Genomic DNA, 15,735 nt, shown 5'->3' with positions numbered 1-15,735 from the left:
AAATAGCAAGCTATTATTTGGAGTACAATTCGACGATGAGCGTTTCGTTAACTTCGATTGGAAGTTCAGCACGTTCAGGAAGGCGAGTTAAAGTACCTTTGAAAGCTTCTAATTCTTTAGTAATGTAAGGAAGTTCGAAAGAACGAAGTTCCTGGAAGTTAGATTTGAACATTTCGTTGTCACGGGATGCTTCGCGAAGTTCGATTACATCACCAGGTTTGCACTGGTAGGAAGGAATGTCTACGCGACGACCGTTAACAAGAACGTGGCCATGGTTAACCATCTGACGGGATTGACGGATGGAGTTACCAAAACCGATGCGATATACAAGATTGTCAAGACGGCATTCTAACAAGATTAACATGTTTTCGCCGGTAACACCTTGCATTTTTTTCGCTTTATCATAATAGCGTACGAACTGGCGTTCTAGCAAGTTGTAGTATGCTTTAACTTTTTGTTTTTCTAATAATTGTGTGCCATATTCAGACATTTTTTTCTGACGTTGGTCTTTTTTTACGCGCTTTAAAGCTTTGGAGTGACCGAAAACGTTCACACCGAAGCGACGACATAACTTAAAGCGTGCTTCTCTTCTCGTTGCCATGTGATTATCACCTCATGATTAAAAATAAAAAATATAAAATTAGTGTACTCAGAAAGGTACTCGATAATAATAGCACAAATACAAGTTCAGTGTCAATTATTTCCTAGCTTTTTTGCAATTCTTCTATAGTAGGTATTTACACAAATAGTGCAAAGGGCTTTTTAAAAGCTCTTTATAGAAGAAAATAGAGTTTTGTTGAATTTATATGCCAATATTTTGCATATTGTGAAAAATATATGAGTTTCTGACAGGTTTTTGAAATAGAAAATTATAAGAAAATTTAACAGTTATGTTTGTTTTAATTATATACATTAAAAAGGGGAAAATAATCTCATTGCTTTAGTATAGTATAAATGTTATTTAACAATAGACAGTTGATAAATTCAGTTGTAGTAAGCCTCTTTTAATTCATTAAAGTGATAAAAATGTAAAATTTTTGTATCTATCTCTTTTCTAAATTAATGAATACATGGTATACTAAGGTAAAGAAAAAAGAGATACCTTCAATTATTAATGGGGGTATTTTTTAGTATTAATTATGAACGTATGATTATGTATTGCGTAAAAAGGAGATGATACGAATGGATGAACTACCTACTCTGCAAGAGTTGCAAAGTTTTATCACGTATAGCAAAATGGGCAATTTTACGTTAGCGGCTCAAGCTGCTAACATTACACAATCTGCTTTTAGTGCGCAGATGAAAAAATTGGAACGCTTAGTGGGGGTTAAGTTAATCGCCCGATCCACTCGTGGTAGCCGACTAACAGCAGAAGGTGAAAAGTTCTTACCAGAGGCGGAGCATATCATTGAAACGCTAGAACGAGCTATTCATAGCATCCGTTTAGCGAATAAATTGGAACGACCTATGTTAAATGTCGGAATTTTGCGTAGCATTGGCGACGTACGGATGAATGCTCATGTATCATATTTTCAACAAGCTAATCCAAATTTCTCTATTTCCATTTATGACATGGAAGAAGAGGAAATGTTGCTAGATCTTCGTGAAAACCGTATCGATATTGGAACTTGTTACTTACCAAATAACAAGGATATGAGTAGCTATGAAAGTATTGCTATTCGTGAAGACTCGGTTGTTTATTATGCACCAAGACGTGAATTTCTAGGAGACAAGCAATTAACTTGTGAAGAATTATTAGATTATCCAATGGTAATGTACCCGCCTAAATATTTTATGAGTCATCGATTGAAATCTTACTTCTCTGAAGAAGGTCGTCAATCCTTGCCTCAATTAGTTCGTTTGTCTAATCCATATGCTATGATTGATTATTGTCAACGCAATGATGCGGGGGCGTTAATTTCTCGTCACTTATTGGATACGTTAGGCATTACGGAAGGTTTTTATGCACTAGCTAAGCCATTAAATTTACAGGTTTGCTTCGTATATCGTAATAATAATTCTAAATGGGATACAATGAAGACATTTATGGATTATATTGTACAAAAAGTAGGTCAGTAATATTGATGTGCACAAAGCTATAGTGCGAGTAAAATTTTATAATGGATTACCCATTCCTTATACTTTGCTATAGTGATATGTAAGTAGTGATTAAAAACGCGGTTTGAACCGAGGGGCTCAAACCGCGTTTATCATTTTTTTTAAGTGAGTAGACATTTTGTTTATATGAGTTAAGACTCTGTTGTATTACCTATTAAAAGTCGATAGGTTTGCCATAATAGGCTGCTTCGTAAATCTTTTTAATATCTTCTACAGTAGGTTTACGTGGGTTAGTTAATGTGCAAGCATCTTCGACAGCCCGTGGGCTCATACGGTCAAGCACTGCATTAAAGTCTGCTTCGCTAATTACTGTATTTTGTCCTTCTTTAATAGTTCGTGTTAGACCAAGCCGTTGGTTTAGATTCCATATAGCATCTTCTAGGCTATCAATACCTAAAATACCTTCTAATTTAGCATATTTGGAGGTAGCTTTTTTATTGTATTGAATAATATATGGCAATAAGATGGCATTCGCTTCGCCGTGAGTAAGATGGAATTCACCACCAATTTTATGTGCCATACTGTGTACAATGCCTAACGAAGCGTTCGTAAAGGCCATACCTGCCATAGTGGAAGCGTTGTGGATTTTTTCACGAGCGACCATATTATCTGGCTCTTTGTAAGCTGTTTCTAAGTATTCAAAAATAAGTTGAATCGCATGAAGTGCTAATGGGTCAGTGTAGTCATCGGCTGCTTTTGATACATAGGCTTCAACGGCATGAGTCATAACATCCATACCAGTTTGAGCCGTAATAAGTGGTGGCATTTTAGCGGGGATACGATTATCTAAGAGGGCAATATCAGGGACCATATCTGGTGATACGAGTGGATATTTAATATTATTTTCTGTATCAGTGATTACACTAAAAGCAGTGATTTCAGAAGCGGTGCCGCTAGTGGAAGGAATACAAATTAGCTTTGCTTTGGTGCGCAATTTAGGGAAATTAAATTTTACAAGTTCCATAAAGTCATACCCTGGATACTCATAGTATACCCACATAATTTTGGCTGCATCCATAGGGGAGCCGCCACCTAATGCCACAATCCAGTCTGGCTGAAATTCAGCCATTTTAGCGCCCCCTTCAATACAGGTTTTGATGGAGGGATCTGGTTCTACGCCGTCAATGATTTGCACTTCCATGCCTGCCTTTTCAAGTTGGGCTTTAGTTTCATCTAAGAAACCGAAACGGCGCATAGAGTTGCCACCAGTTACGATAGTAGCGCGCTTACCTTCAAGTTTAGCTAGATGACAGAGGGCGTCATTGCCGTGAATAATTGTGTTAGGAATGCGAAATGTTGTGTAAGCCATAGTAAACCTCCTTATATAATTATAATCCGAACGATATTATAGTTTCATTGTACGCTTCTTCTTGAATAATATCAATGATTTAAAAGCAATTTATTAATGAAAAATATGAATTATGGAATATAGTTTATAAGTGCTAAATTATTTTATATTTGTGGTAAGCTATAAAGTAAGTACTCGTCTAATTAAGTTAAGGAGATAGAATGAAAAAAATAGCAATTTTAGTTAATGAAGATACCATGCAACGCTGCTCCTGTGGTGGTTGTTTAGGTGCTTTTATGGGAAAACGAGATTCGTTTGCTCGTTATGAAAATGAGGAAATTGAGTTAGTTGGTTTTACTCATTCAGGTGGTGATTTAGCTAAGAAGATAGCTACCTTACGGAAAAAAGGGGTAGATGTAGTTCATATTTCTACTTGTACTAAAAGTAAGAATGAAGATTACGAAGCAATTGCAGAGGCATGTGCAGAATATTTTGATGTAGTGGGCTATACTCATGGGAGTCCTGATGGTAAAGGAACTGGTAAAATGGCTCTTGAATTAAAAGCACGTACACCTAAGGAGGCTGAATGATGGAATTACAAAAAAGTCAAACTTTTTTCTTAGGTTTGCAACATGTATTAGCTATGTATGCAGGGGCGGTTATAGTGCCTATTATTGTAGGTAGTAGTTTAGGCCTTGACACTATGCAGATTGCGTATTTGATTGGGGCTGATTTACTGACCTCTGGGATTGCAACATTATTGCAAGTTTGGCGCAACCGATTTTTTGGTATTGGTTTACCGGTTGTACTAGGTTGTACCTTTACCGCTGTGTTTCCTATGATTGCCATTGGTAAGGAATTAGGCATGGGTGCAATCTATGGTGCTATTATTACCTCTGGACTTATTGTATTTCTTATTTCCCATTGGTTTGGTAAATTAGTTAGATTTTTCCCGCCAGTAGTAACGGGCTCCATCGTAACCGTTATTGGGGTAACTTTAGTGCCAGTAGCTATGAATAATTTGGCTGGTGGTCAGGGGAGCCCTGATTTTGGAAGCGTTTTAAATCTAACCTTAGGCTTTCTGGTACTAGCTTTTATTTTGATTTTAAATCGTGTATTTAAAGGCTATATTCAAGCTATTTCTGTGCTACTAGGGTTAGTATTTGGTACTTTATTAGCTTTATGCTTAGGCCTTGTTGATTTAACTCCTGTTATGGAAGCTTCATGGGCTCATATTCCACAACCGTTTTACTTTGGCTTGCCAACGTTTCACGCTAGTGCGATTCTTACCATGACAATTGTAGCGATGGTAAGTATGGTAGAGTCTACCGGGGTATTTTTAGCACTTGGTGAAATTTGTGAGCGGAAATTGACGCCTAAGGATTTAGCCCATGGATATCGGGCAGAGGGGTTAGCATCTATTATTGGTGGTATTTTTAACTCCTTCCCTTATACTACCTTTTCACAAAATGTAGGTTTAGTAGAACTATCTAAGGTACGAAATAGTATAGTCATTGTAGTATGTGGTATTTTATTGGTGATTTTAGGCTTAGTGCCTAAATTTGCAGCGTTAGCTACGATTATTCCTACCCCAGTATTAGGGGGCGCCATGGTTGCCATGTTTGGCATGGTGTGTTCTGCAGGGATTCGCATGTTAGGAAAAGCTGATTTTAATGATTCAAATACGATGCTTATTGCTGCTTGTTCTATTACGTTAGGGCTTGGTGTAACTGTGACACCTAATTTATTCGCTCAATTTCCATCGGCGATTCGGATTTTATTAGAAAGTGGTATCGTAGTAGGTGCTTTAACAGCAGTGGTACTGAATATTTTATTTAATTATGATAAAATCCGTCGTAATGAAATGTAAATTATAGGGCAGACTGATAATAGCTTGTTTGGAATGCTACAATTTATAAATAATATATGGGTTAATATAAAAAGACTATCCTTGACCTAGGGCAAGGATAGTCTTTTTGTGTTATGTAGATACGTGAGTAGCCTATTTGAAAAGTGCATAGTAGATAACGTAAAGCCAGCCAAAAATCCCGTGGATAATAGCCCAAGGGATAGAATGCCAGTTGGCATAGCTGATAACCATAGCTAAGGCAGATCCAAAAGAAATGCCAGTAGTTACGGTGGACGATAAGAATTTCATATGAAAACCTCCTTGCCATGTAAAATCTCATATAGAGAGAAAATATAAATAAGTAACAGAAGTTTCTGTTACTTTAATATGATTATAACGCATTATATATTATTTTGTACAGTTTTCATGAAAGTAACATTTAGCTAAAACATTCTATATTCTATATTTTTAAAAAATTTAATTATCAAGCAGGAGAAATAATATTATGTATAGAAGTAATGTATAGTATGTTTGTCAGGTATGATTAATGTGTTGTAGTTTTGTTAGGAGGCCTTACTATGTCTTTTGTATGGGAACAAGGTGTTCCAGTGATTCAGCTCGATATGTTGGCTACGTTGGCATTAGCTATGTTGCTACTATTATTAGGGCGTTATTTAGTTAATCGTATTACGTTGCTAAGTCGTTTTTGTATTCCTGCACCTGTAGCTGGGGGGGTATTATTTTCCATCTTAATGTTAATTTTACAGCAAACAGGTATTTTATTAATTAAAATGGATACGTTATTACAAACGCCCTTTATGTTGGCTTTCTTTGCTACAATTGGGTTAATTGCTAGTTTGCGATTAGTAAAAAAAGGTGGCAAGTTACTTTTATTTTATTGGGCGTTATGTGCTTTTTTATCGTTTATGCAAAATGTGATTGGCGTAACTTGGTCAGAAGTATTAGGTCTTGATCCACTCCTTGGGGTACTAATGGGAGCTGTTTCTATGGAAGGGGGCCATGGCAATGCGGCTGCTTTTGGGCCTGAAGTAGAAGCTATGGGCGTATATGGTGCTACCGCAGTCGCTATGGCGGCGGCAACTTTTGGCCTCGTTTCAGGGGGCTTAATTGGGGGACCAATTGCGCGTTTTTTGATTCAAAAATATAACTTACATTCTACTGAAGTTGAAGAAGAAAAAGCGGCTGAAGGCAAACCGGTTTTAGATCGAAAGACGCAGCCTGGTGATGCCACGACTATTGAAGAAGCTACTACAGTAGAAGCAAAAGAACAAATGGCAGAAGGGGAAGAAGTTTCCTATGAAGTGGCAGCGCATGTGTTTATTATTCATGGTGCGTTAGTGGCCTTATGTATGGTGGTAGGCTTGGAATTGGCATCTTGGATAAAAACAGCCTTTGGTATTGCTGTACCTAGTTATGTAGGAGGCATGTTCTTTGCTGTACTTTTACGTAATGTAAACGACCAGTTTAAAATTGTTAAATTGCATACACCAACAATTGGCCTTATTGGTGATGTATGCTTAGGTATTTTCTTGTCCATGGCGTTGATGACCTTAAAACTTTGGGAATTAGCTGATTTAGCGTTACCAATGCTCTTAATTTTAGGCTCTCAAGTTGTGTTTATGATTATCTATAATTTATTTATTGCTTTCCCATTATTAGGAAAGTCCTATGATGCGGTAATTATGTGTGCTGGTATGGCTGGTCATGGTTTAGGGGCGACACCGAATGCGATGGCAAATATGAAAGCTGTTACGGAACAGTTTGGCCCATCTACCAAGGCCTTCCTTATCGTGCCATTGTGCGGGGCATTCTTAGTTGATTTATTTGCTGTGCCTTGTATCGTATGGTTCATTAATTATTTTGCCCATTAACTTTATAAAAATTCTTCTATAAAAGCATAGGCTCATTTGAAGAGTATGTTTGAAAGTAAATTGGAAAATTTGACTCTTATAATTAAAAATAGACGAATTTTAGATGAAGATAGAATATATTAGACGTATTAAAATTAAATTTGCTAGTAAATAGTAAATTTAAAACATTATATCCGCGTGATATATGTTAGGGTAGTTACACAAAGGAGGGCAAAGGTATGTCATTTTTATGGGAGCAAGGTGTGCCAGTCATTAAGCTAGACATGATTGCTACGCTAGCATTGGCTATTTTGCTATTATTGTTTGGCCGTGTACTAGTAAATCGCATTAGTATTTTAGGTCGTTTTTGTATTCCTGCACCAGTAGCAGGGGGCTTATTATTTTCTATCCTTATGCTAGTATTACAACAGTCCGGACTTTTACTTGTAAAAATGGATACCTTATTACAAGTGCCTTTTAGTTTGGCGTTCTTTACCACTATTGGTTTGATAGCTAGTTTACGCTTAGTAAAACAAGGTGGTAAATTACTACTTGTATATTGGTTCTTCTGTGCGTTGTTATCTTTAATGCAAAATTTAATTGGTACTTCTTTGGCCCAAGTATTAGGTATCGATCCTCTACTAGGAGTACTTATGGGCGCTGTATCTATGGAAGGTGGTCATGGTGCGGCAGGTGCCTTTGGTCCTGAAGTGGAAGCGATGGGTGTTTATGGTGCAACGGCCGTTGCTATGGCGGCAGCTACCTTTGGTCTTGTTTCAGGGGGCTTAATTGGTGGGCCAATGGCGAAGCATTTACTAAATAAATATAATTTGCACTCTACGGAATTAGAAGACGTAGCTGTAGAGGGCACTGCTACTGAGGGTAGTACTTCAGCTAAAGCTGAGACGTCTACTGCAGAAGAAAGCGAATATGTAACAAATGAAGTATCGGCGCATTCTTTCTTGCTTCATAGTGGTGTAATTGCCATCTGTATGAGTGTAGGCCTATGGGTTGCATCTTGGTTAAAAGGATCTCTAGGGATTGCTTTACCAAGTTATGTAGGGGCTATGTTCTTTGCCGTAATTTTGCGAAACCTTAATGATCAATTAAAAATTGTGAAACTTCATACGCCAACAATTAATTTAATTGGTGATGTGTGCTTAGGTGTCTTCTTGTCTATGGCGTTGATGACCTTAAAACTTTGGGAGTTAGTAGATTTAGCAATTCCAATGCTTGTAGTTTTAGGTGCTCAAGTACTTTTCATGATTTTGTATTGTTTATATGTAGTATTCCCTATGCTTGGTCGTTCTTACGATGCCGTAATTATGTGTGCGGGGATGGCAGGGCATGGCCTTGGGGCGACACCAAATGCGATGGCGAATATGAAGGCTGTTACTGAAAAATATGGCCCATCGACCAAGGCATTCCTCATTGTTCCTTTGTGCGGGGCTTTCTTGATTGACCTATTTGCCTTGCCTTGTATTGTGTGGTTTATTAATTACTTTGCCCATTGAGGTAGTTGTAGTGCAATGAAAAAACGAGTGATAACTTTGTTATCACTCGTTTTATTATTATAAAGAATTTAAATAGTTTAATAGTGATTTTATACCAGTTTCATCGTGAGCGCCTACTTTGAAAATTGGAGAAGCTCCTGTCATTAGCAGTTGTTCTTCAATATAGTTAATATCATCTGTTTCATCGGCTAGATCCATTTTGGTAATAATTCCTATAGCTGGTTTATTAAAAAGACTAGCAAACCCAGGTGGAAACATTTGCTCTTTTTCTTTGGCTGAGATAAGGAAGCCTAAAATGTCAGCCTCAGCAGAGGTTACTAATAGAGCGTTATACATGAGCCTATGTTGTACAAATTCACCAGGGGTATCAATAATATTGTCATGAAACTGTACAGTTTGTGTTTTGGCATAAGTAATGTCAGCCCCTTGAATACGTTGAGTGAGTGTTGTTTTACCAACGCCAATAGGACCAATAAACATAATCTTTTTCATAAGACACTCCTTTTATGAATAGTTAAGTTGTAAAAGGAATGTTAAACAGGAGTCTAATTTGGTGTGTAATTTCAAGATACCGCAATTTAATAAAAAAGTAAATAGATAAAAGTAAATAGATAAGTGAAATATATAAATTAAGAAATTGACAAAATGATTACTTATTTGTATTATCAAAGTAACACAATGGGGTGTAAGTAACAGCATTGAAGCTAATATATGATTAATTTATATTAGGGTATTTTGTTTATTAAATATACCTAGATGTATATAAAGAAAGGAGCTTTTTATGCGTATTTACACAAAAACTGGAGATAAAGGTATGACTCGCTTAGTGGGGGGCGTAGCTGTGGCAAAAGATTCAGATCGAGTTGAAAGTTATGGCACAATAGATGAATTAAATTCATGGGTAGGGTATGCAATCTCTCAATTTAGTGAAGACTTTGTTGCTGAAAGAAGCGAGTTGCAATATTTACAACACTTTTTGTTTGATGTAGGAACTGATTTAGCCACACCAGAATCTTTAGATCGTTCGCTTACATTACCAGATGGGGCAGTAAGTTGGCTAGAAGAACGGATTGATGTGTATACAGAAGCGGCTCCGGAAATCAATCGTTTTATATTGCCAGGAGGCACATCAGAAGCGAGTATGATGCATGTAGCTCGTACTATTGCTCGCCGTGCAGAGCGTAGGATAGTTCGTTTGCAAACTACCGCAAGAGTGTCGTCAGAGTTGGTAATGTTTGTTAATCGACTTTCTGACTATTTTTATGCATTGGCTCGTTATATCAATGCAAAACAAGGTCGTGAAGACATATATTATAGTCGTAGTGCTGAAGTATTTCATAATGGAAAGTAGAAATACATTAGCGGTGTTTAATGTGACAGGCGCTTGCCTTGGCAAATTATATGTGCTACTATTACTATAAGATTAATAGAGAAATGGAAATCATCGATGGAAGTTAGTGAAAATCTAACACGGTCCCGCCACTGTGAAGGCTTTGCCTAAGTCAGGTCTTTCGTGATTTTCATCGCACATGCTGTTTCGAGGTAAGACAGGATGTTGTTTTTGTGGCCTTAAGGGCTACTAATTCATTGTCTGATGCGAGGAACTGAATGGCAGTATTAGTCTAGTTTTGCACAAGGTAGTGCAATCAGTGAAGGATGATGCGAGGCTTTCAGTGGTGAAAACATTAGACACAATGGAGTGAGGTATTGTCCTTATTAAAATGAAGAGCATGATGTGATTCATGCTCTTTTGTTATATTATAAATAAAAGCCTTTATTTAATAGGGTTATAGTAGTTAAATGTTTTAGTAGTTTTATAAATCATCTGCATTATGCGTAAGAAATATGCGAAAAAAAGGATATGTATACGTATTAGGCATAAGTAAAAATGATGAAATTCATTGACTTTTTGTTTGGTAAAGTATAAATTATGGTTATAAGGTTATTCGTGTACAACGGCGTACATGGTTTGCAATGAAGCTTAAACGGAAGAGGTGTGTTCCGTGAAGGCTTCTTTTTTTGTTTGTTAAACAGGAGAACATGTATGCAGAAAATAAAATTTCCTACGACCTTATGGGTCGGGGCAGATGTGTTGCAAGGACTTCGTGATCTCCCCGTGAAAAAAAGTTTTGTTGTGACAGACCCTTTTATGGTTCAGTCAGGCATGATTAACCAAGTTATTGAAAACTTAAAACATACTGAAGTTACAATTTTTAGTGACATTGTACCAGATCCACCTACTGAAGTAGTAGCAGCTGGCGTGAATCGTGTTTTAGAGAGCAAACCAGATGTTATTATTGCTGTTGGCGGCGGTTCGGCTATAGACGCTGCAAAAGCTATGTTATACTTTAGTAAGCAAGTTGATAATACACGTAATATTGAGTTTGTAGCAGTACCTACAACAAGTGGAACTGGCTCAGAAGTTACTAATTTCTCAGTTATTACAGTAGCTGAATCTGGCATAAAACACCCTATAGTAACTGATGAAATTCAACCCAATATTGCAATTTTAGATACACGGTTAGTTTTGAGTGTACCTCCAGCTATCACGGCTGATACAGGTATGGATGTATTAGTTCATTTGATTGAGTCCTATGTATCTTCTAATGAAAATGTTATGGCTAAAGCTCTAGTAGAATATGCAGTTCAACTTGTTTTCAAATATTTGCCAGAAGCTTATACGCATGGAGATAATGTAGAGGCTAGAGAACAAATGCATGTAGCTTCTTGCATGGCTGGGATGGCATTTAATTTAACTAATTTAGGTTTGAATCATGGTATGGCTCATGCAATTGGTGGACGTTTTCATATTCCTCATGGCCGAATTAATGCGATTTTATTGCCTCATATTGTGGCTTTTAATGGCAGTCAAACAACGAGTGAAGCGGCTAAACGTTACACTCGATTGGCAAATATTATTGGAGCGACGTCTTCGGCTAATCCGCGAATGGGAGTTGCCGCACTAGTAAGAAAAATAAAGCAGTTACAGCAGACCGTAAAAGTACCTATTTCGTTGAGTGAATGTGGGTTTAAATCAAATGATGTATTAGCTGCTAGTGATGATATTGCTCAGGCTGCATTAGCTGATGCTTGTACGGCTGCTAACCCGAGAGTACCTACTTTAAGTGATATTAAAGCTTTACTAGAAGCAATCATATAACTAGTAGGTATGAAAAGGAGTGGCTATGGAAGAAAAACAGCGCATGATTCAGGAATATGTTCCTGGGAAACAGATAACGTTGGCGCATATTATTGCCAATCCAGCAAAAGAGATTTATAGTAAGCTAGGATTGCCAAGTGATGTGTATAATGCATTAGGAATTTTAACTATTACACCTGCTGAGGCAGCAATTATCGCTGTTGATATTGCTACAAAAAGTGGTGATGTTAAGATTGGTTTTGTAGATAGATTTTCTGGTTCAGTTGTTATTTATGGAGATGTAAGTTCAGTTGAAACTGCTTTGAGTGCAGTTGTTGATGGGTTACAAGGAATTTTAAAATTTGCACTAGGTTGTGAGATTACAAGAACTTAGTAAATAAAGGAGATATATGCGAGGAACTATAGTTATTGTCGATGATGAGCCAATAACTCGGTTAGATATTAAAGATATCTTGACGGAAGCGGGCTACGAAGTAAGTGGCGAAGCAGCCGATGGCTTTGAAGCGGTAGAAGTATGCCGAAAGGTACGACCAGATTTAGTATTAATGGATATTCAGATGCCTGTGTTGGATGGGTTAAAGGCAGCCAAAAAAATTGCTCAGGATAAATTGGCTAAAAGTATTGTATTTTTAACAGCTTATGGTGATTTTGAAAATACAGAGAAAGCTAAAAAAATTGGTGCTACAGGTTATTTAATTAAGCCAATTGATGAGAAATCCTTAATTCCAACAATTGAAATGGCCATTGCTAAAGGGCAACATACAGAAACTCTTGAGCAGGAGATCGAAGATCTTAAGACTCGTCTGGAAGAACGAAAAATCATTGAACGGGCAAAGGGAATTTTGAGTCAAGAATTTAATATTTCAGAAGAAGAAGCATATAAAAAATTAAGACGTTTAAGTATGGATAGACGGGCTAAAATGAGCGAAATTGCAGAGTTAATTATAATGGATAGTGAATAATATGAGCCATGATATAGCAAGTTTAGAAGAGGCTGTATTACGTGAATTATGTGTCGAGTATTCTAATTTAACATCTGAAGAAGTTCAAGAGCTTGTCAAAGTAATTTATAATTTAGCGGATTCAGTATTGTACCCTGATGCGGATGTTTTTATTGACATTTATAATGAAGTGAGTAAATCTGCGTTAGTGGTGTATCATAGACAGCCATTAATTAAAGAATCCATGTATGCTAATAAGGTAGTAGGTTTGGATGCTTTATTAGAAAATGAACCAGGTGTTTTGAGGTCTATGCAAACAGGGGTAAATTCTATTGGTTTAATTGCAGTTTCGCAAGAAGGCAAATTGATTACACAAAGTATTTATCCCATTAAGCTTAAAGAAAAAACGCTAGGTGTTTTGATTATAGAAACCGATGCTAGTGCACCGACAGTAGGTAATACAGCAGAGCCTAAGTTGAGTACAATTATACGTGGTGAAGAAGAGGCAGATAATTTTTTTGTTGACCGATTATCAGAAAATGTGCTTATTTTTGATGGTGATGGATATTTAGTTACGGCTAATGAAGGAGCAAAACAATTATATCGTCAATTAGGATATAGAGATGAAATTATTGGTATGTTTTATGATAATTTGACATTAGATTATTTGACTTTTGATTATATTAAGTATCGAGCTGAGCGAGCTACTAATAATTGGTTTTTTGATGCTGAAACTAGATTTTTACAGTATTATTTCACTATAAAATATAGTTGGATTAAAACAAATCAGCGATTGGTAGTTATCATTCAAGACACTACAGAGTTTAAAAAACGTGAAGAAGAAATTGTGCTGAAGTCAGTAGCAATTAAAGAGATTCATCATCGTGTAAAAAATAATTTGCAATCTATTGTATCACTTCTTAAAATTCAAGAGCGACGTGCTCAATTAGATGAAACAAAAAAAGTTTTACATGATAGTATTTCTAGAATTATGACTATTGCATCAACTCATGAATTGTTGTCACAACAAGTAGATAGTTATACTTCATTGCAACAAACATTGACGACGGTTATTCATAATTTTCATCATATGTTTGGCAATTTTAGAGATATAGAAATCTTCTTGCAAGTAGATGATAATGTCTATATTACTACAGATCAAGTAGTAACAGTTTCACTAATTGTAAATGAACTATTACAAAATATCTTTGATCATGCTTATTTACCAGAACAATCTGGTAAGGTACAAATTATAGGTAAAGCTATAGATTCTATGATATCAATTGAAGTTTCAGATGATGGTTGTGGTTTCGATGTAAAGACTGTCAAAGCAGATAGTCTAGGTTTATTAATAATTAATGGGTATGTAAAAGATAAGTTAAAAGGTAAATTAAATATTGAGTCTAATAAATCGGGAACGAAAGTAAATTTTCGTTTTCAAAAAAGCAACGATGTAGTTGTATAGCAAAAAGCAAAGGCGCTTAAGCAAAAGAAAGTAAGTTTTTTCTTGTGCTTAAGCGCCTTTTTGTATCCTTCAGAAAGGAGGATGTATGAATAAAGAGACATTGTTAACAGTAGGTATAGATTTAGGCACTTCGACTACACAATTAATTTTATCTGAATTGACGGTGGAGAATTTTGCGTCAGCTTTTACTGTGCCTAGAATAGAAATATCTGATAAAAAAGTAATTTACAGAAGTGAAATTATGTTTACACCTCTATTAGCACAGACTGAAATTGACGAAGAGCAAATTAAAGAGTTTGTTGCAAAAGAATATAAACGTGCTGGAATTGCAAAAGAAGATATTCAAATGGGTGCTGTTATTATTACTGGAGAAACTGCACGTAAGTCAAATTCAGCTAAAGTATTACAGGCATTAAGTGGATATGCAGGTGATTTTGTAGTTGCTACCGCAGGCCCTGATTTAGAAAGTATTATTGCCGGGAAAGGTGCAGGTACAGAATCCTTATCACGGCAATATAGAGGTAGTATTGTTAATTTTGATATTGGTGGAGGAACAAGTAATTTAGCTGTTTTTCAGGCCGGCGATGTTATTGATACAGGTTGTTTTGATATAGGTGGACGACTTATGAAGATTGATCCTACTAGTAAGATGGTAACCTATATTGCACCTAAAATTATGACGATTATCGAGAAAATGGGTTTGCCATTGGGCCTAAATAAACGAGTTACGCCTGAGGATATAATGCCTGTTATTGATGAGCTTGTAAAGGCACTGGAACAGTCTATTGGTTTAGGTGATGGAACCCCATTTTATGATTTATTAATTACGCACCATGGACTTAAGAAATCAGGATCCATAGAGGCTGTAACTTTTTCGGGTGGTGTAGCTGATTGTATTCGGAGTGATCAAGTTTCAGACTGGTTTCAATTTGGCGACATAGGTTTATTATTGGGCAAAAGAATTAGAGAGTCAGAATTCTTTAATACTTGTAAAGTATTAGATACAGTTGAAACTATACGAGCTACAGTAGTTGGTGCTGGCTCACATACTGCTGAGGTTAGTGGTTCCACTATTAGTTATACCGAGGAAATATTACCGATTAAAAATATACCAGTACTAAAACTGGCTAAAGATGATGAAGCTTTAGATTCTGTATCTATGGCTAAGCAAATCCAGAATAAATTAGAGTGGTTTGTTACTGATGGACAACATACTAATGTAGCACTTTCGTTAGTGGGATTAAAATCTCCTTCGTTTGCTGATATTCAACGATATGCAGCTGGGATTACAGAAGGATTATCTACATTACGTGAGCAAGGATATCCATTAATTGTTATTGTTGCAGAAGATATGGCTAAAGCTTTAGGTAATAGTATATATGCTTTATTACCAGAAAAAAGTTCTTTTGTATGTATTGACTCTATTCGAGCAGAGAACGGAGACTACATAGATATAGGTACGCCTGTGGCTGGTGGCAACGTGTTGCCGGTCATTATTAAGACATTAGTATTTAATTAAAGGAGTGATG

15 protein-coding genes and 1 riboswitch are annotated in these 15,735 nt (G+C 36.4%); of the genes, 11 read left to right on the top strand and 4 right to left on the bottom strand.

The genetic code is table 11. The features are described from left to right. Nucleotides 1-13 precede the first annotated feature (13 nt). Entirely contained in the window at nt 14-601 is a 588-nt protein-coding gene (gene rpsD, locus NFR27_RS06320) for a 30S ribosomal protein S4 (protein WP_162099088.1), read from the bottom strand. A gap of 581 nt (nt 602-1,182) precedes the next feature. Between rpsD and NFR27_RS06315 the strand changes: the two genes are divergently transcribed. Then, a complete protein-coding gene (locus NFR27_RS06315; RefSeq protein WP_251442892.1) occupies nt 1,183-2,079 on the top strand; it encodes a LysR family transcriptional regulator in 897 nt (298 codons plus the stop codon). A gap of 193 nt (nt 2,080-2,272) precedes the next feature. Here NFR27_RS06315 and NFR27_RS06310 read toward each other — a convergent pair whose 3' ends face one another. Continuing rightward, nucleotides 2,273-3,427: an iron-containing alcohol dehydrogenase gene (locus tag NFR27_RS06310; protein ID WP_251442889.1), complete on the bottom strand. Its 1,155-nt coding sequence runs from the start codon at nt 3,425-3,427 to the stop codon at nt 2,273-2,275. A 200-nt stretch (nt 3,428-3,627) separates the two neighbouring features. Between NFR27_RS06310 and NFR27_RS06305 the strand changes: the two genes are divergently transcribed. Both NFR27_RS06305 and NFR27_RS06300 read left to right on the top strand, forming a co-directional pair. Then, on the top strand, nt 3,628-3,996 hold the full coding sequence (locus tag NFR27_RS06305; protein ID WP_251442886.1) for a CGGC domain-containing protein: 369 nt from the start codon (nt 3,628-3,630) through the stop codon (nt 3,994-3,996). After that, nucleotides 3,993-5,276 carry a nucleobase:cation symporter-2 family protein gene (locus NFR27_RS06300; protein WP_277612539.1) on the top strand — a complete coding sequence of 428 codons (1,284 nt, stop codon included), beginning with the start codon at nt 3,993-3,995 and terminating at the stop codon, nt 5,274-5,276. The genes NFR27_RS06305 and NFR27_RS06300 overlap by 4 nt, the downstream gene beginning before the upstream one ends. 132 nt (nt 5,277-5,408) lie before the next feature. On the opposite strand, the gene NFR27_RS06295 is transcribed toward NFR27_RS06300, so the two are convergent. Beyond that, nucleotides 5,409-5,564: a hypothetical protein gene (locus NFR27_RS06295; RefSeq protein ID WP_202922098.1), complete on the bottom strand. Its 156-nt coding sequence runs from the start codon at nt 5,562-5,564 to the stop codon at nt 5,409-5,411. A 269-nt stretch (nt 5,565-5,833) separates the two neighbouring features. Between NFR27_RS06295 and NFR27_RS06290 the strand changes: the two genes are divergently transcribed. Continuing rightward, on the top strand, nt 5,834-7,147 hold the full coding sequence (locus NFR27_RS06290) for a sodium/glutamate symporter (protein ID WP_251442880.1): 1,314 nt from the start codon (nt 5,834-5,836) through the stop codon (nt 7,145-7,147). A 218-nt stretch (nt 7,148-7,365) separates the two neighbouring features. Next, complete coding sequence (gene gltS, locus NFR27_RS06285) at nt 7,366-8,640, top strand: sodium/glutamate symporter (RefSeq protein ID WP_251442877.1); 1,275 nt, start codon at nt 7,366-7,368, stop codon at nt 8,638-8,640. Nucleotides 8,641-8,697: 57 nt separating this feature from the next. On the opposite strand, the gene NFR27_RS06280 is transcribed toward gltS, so the two are convergent. Further along, complete coding sequence (locus NFR27_RS06280; protein WP_251442874.1) at nt 8,698-9,132, bottom strand: EutP/PduV family microcompartment system protein; 435 nt, start codon at nt 9,130-9,132, stop codon at nt 8,698-8,700. A gap of 289 nt (nt 9,133-9,421) precedes the next feature. Between NFR27_RS06280 and NFR27_RS06275 the strand changes: the two genes are divergently transcribed. From NFR27_RS06275 to eutA, 6 genes are all read left to right on the top strand, one after another. Further along, on the top strand, nt 9,422-9,991 hold the full coding sequence (locus tag NFR27_RS06275; protein WP_251442871.1) for a cob(I)yrinic acid a,c-diamide adenosyltransferase: 570 nt from the start codon (nt 9,422-9,424) through the stop codon (nt 9,989-9,991). A gap of 71 nt (nt 9,992-10,062) precedes the next feature. Beyond that, nucleotides 10,063-10,201: riboswitch (adenosylcobalamin (AdoCbl) riboswitch) on the top strand. A gap of 483 nt (nt 10,202-10,684) precedes the next feature. Further along, nucleotides 10,685-11,800, top strand: coding sequence for a 1-propanol dehydrogenase PduQ (locus NFR27_RS06270; protein ID WP_251442868.1), 1,116 nt, complete (start codon nt 10,685-10,687; stop codon nt 11,798-11,800). A 25-nt stretch (nt 11,801-11,825) separates the two neighbouring features. Continuing rightward, entirely contained in the window at nt 11,826-12,173 is a 348-nt protein-coding gene (eutS, locus tag NFR27_RS06265; RefSeq protein WP_251442866.1) for an ethanolamine utilization microcompartment protein EutS, read from the top strand. Between the two features lie 16 nt (nt 12,174-12,189). After that, a complete protein-coding gene (locus tag NFR27_RS06260) occupies nt 12,190-12,762 on the top strand; it encodes an ANTAR domain-containing response regulator (RefSeq protein ID WP_251442863.1) in 573 nt (190 codons plus the stop codon). A gap of 1 nt (nt 12,763) precedes the next feature. Then, nucleotides 12,764-14,206 carry a sensor histidine kinase gene (locus tag NFR27_RS06255; RefSeq protein WP_251442860.1) on the top strand — a complete coding sequence of 481 codons (1,443 nt, stop codon included), beginning with the start codon at nt 12,764-12,766 and terminating at the stop codon, nt 14,204-14,206. 85 nt (nt 14,207-14,291) lie between these two features. Next, nucleotides 14,292-15,725, top strand: coding sequence for an ethanolamine ammonia-lyase reactivating factor EutA (eutA, locus tag NFR27_RS06250; protein WP_251442857.1), 1,434 nt, complete (start codon nt 14,292-14,294; stop codon nt 15,723-15,725). The last annotated feature ends 10 nt before the right edge of the window (nt 15,726-15,735 follow it).

The sequence above is a fragment of the Veillonella intestinalis genome (assembly GCF_943192895.1).
GTDB classification, from domain to species: domain Bacteria; phylum Bacillota; class Negativicutes; order Veillonellales; family Veillonellaceae; genus Veillonella_A; species Veillonella_A intestinalis.
This window is presented reverse-complemented; position numbering and strand designations above follow the sequence as displayed.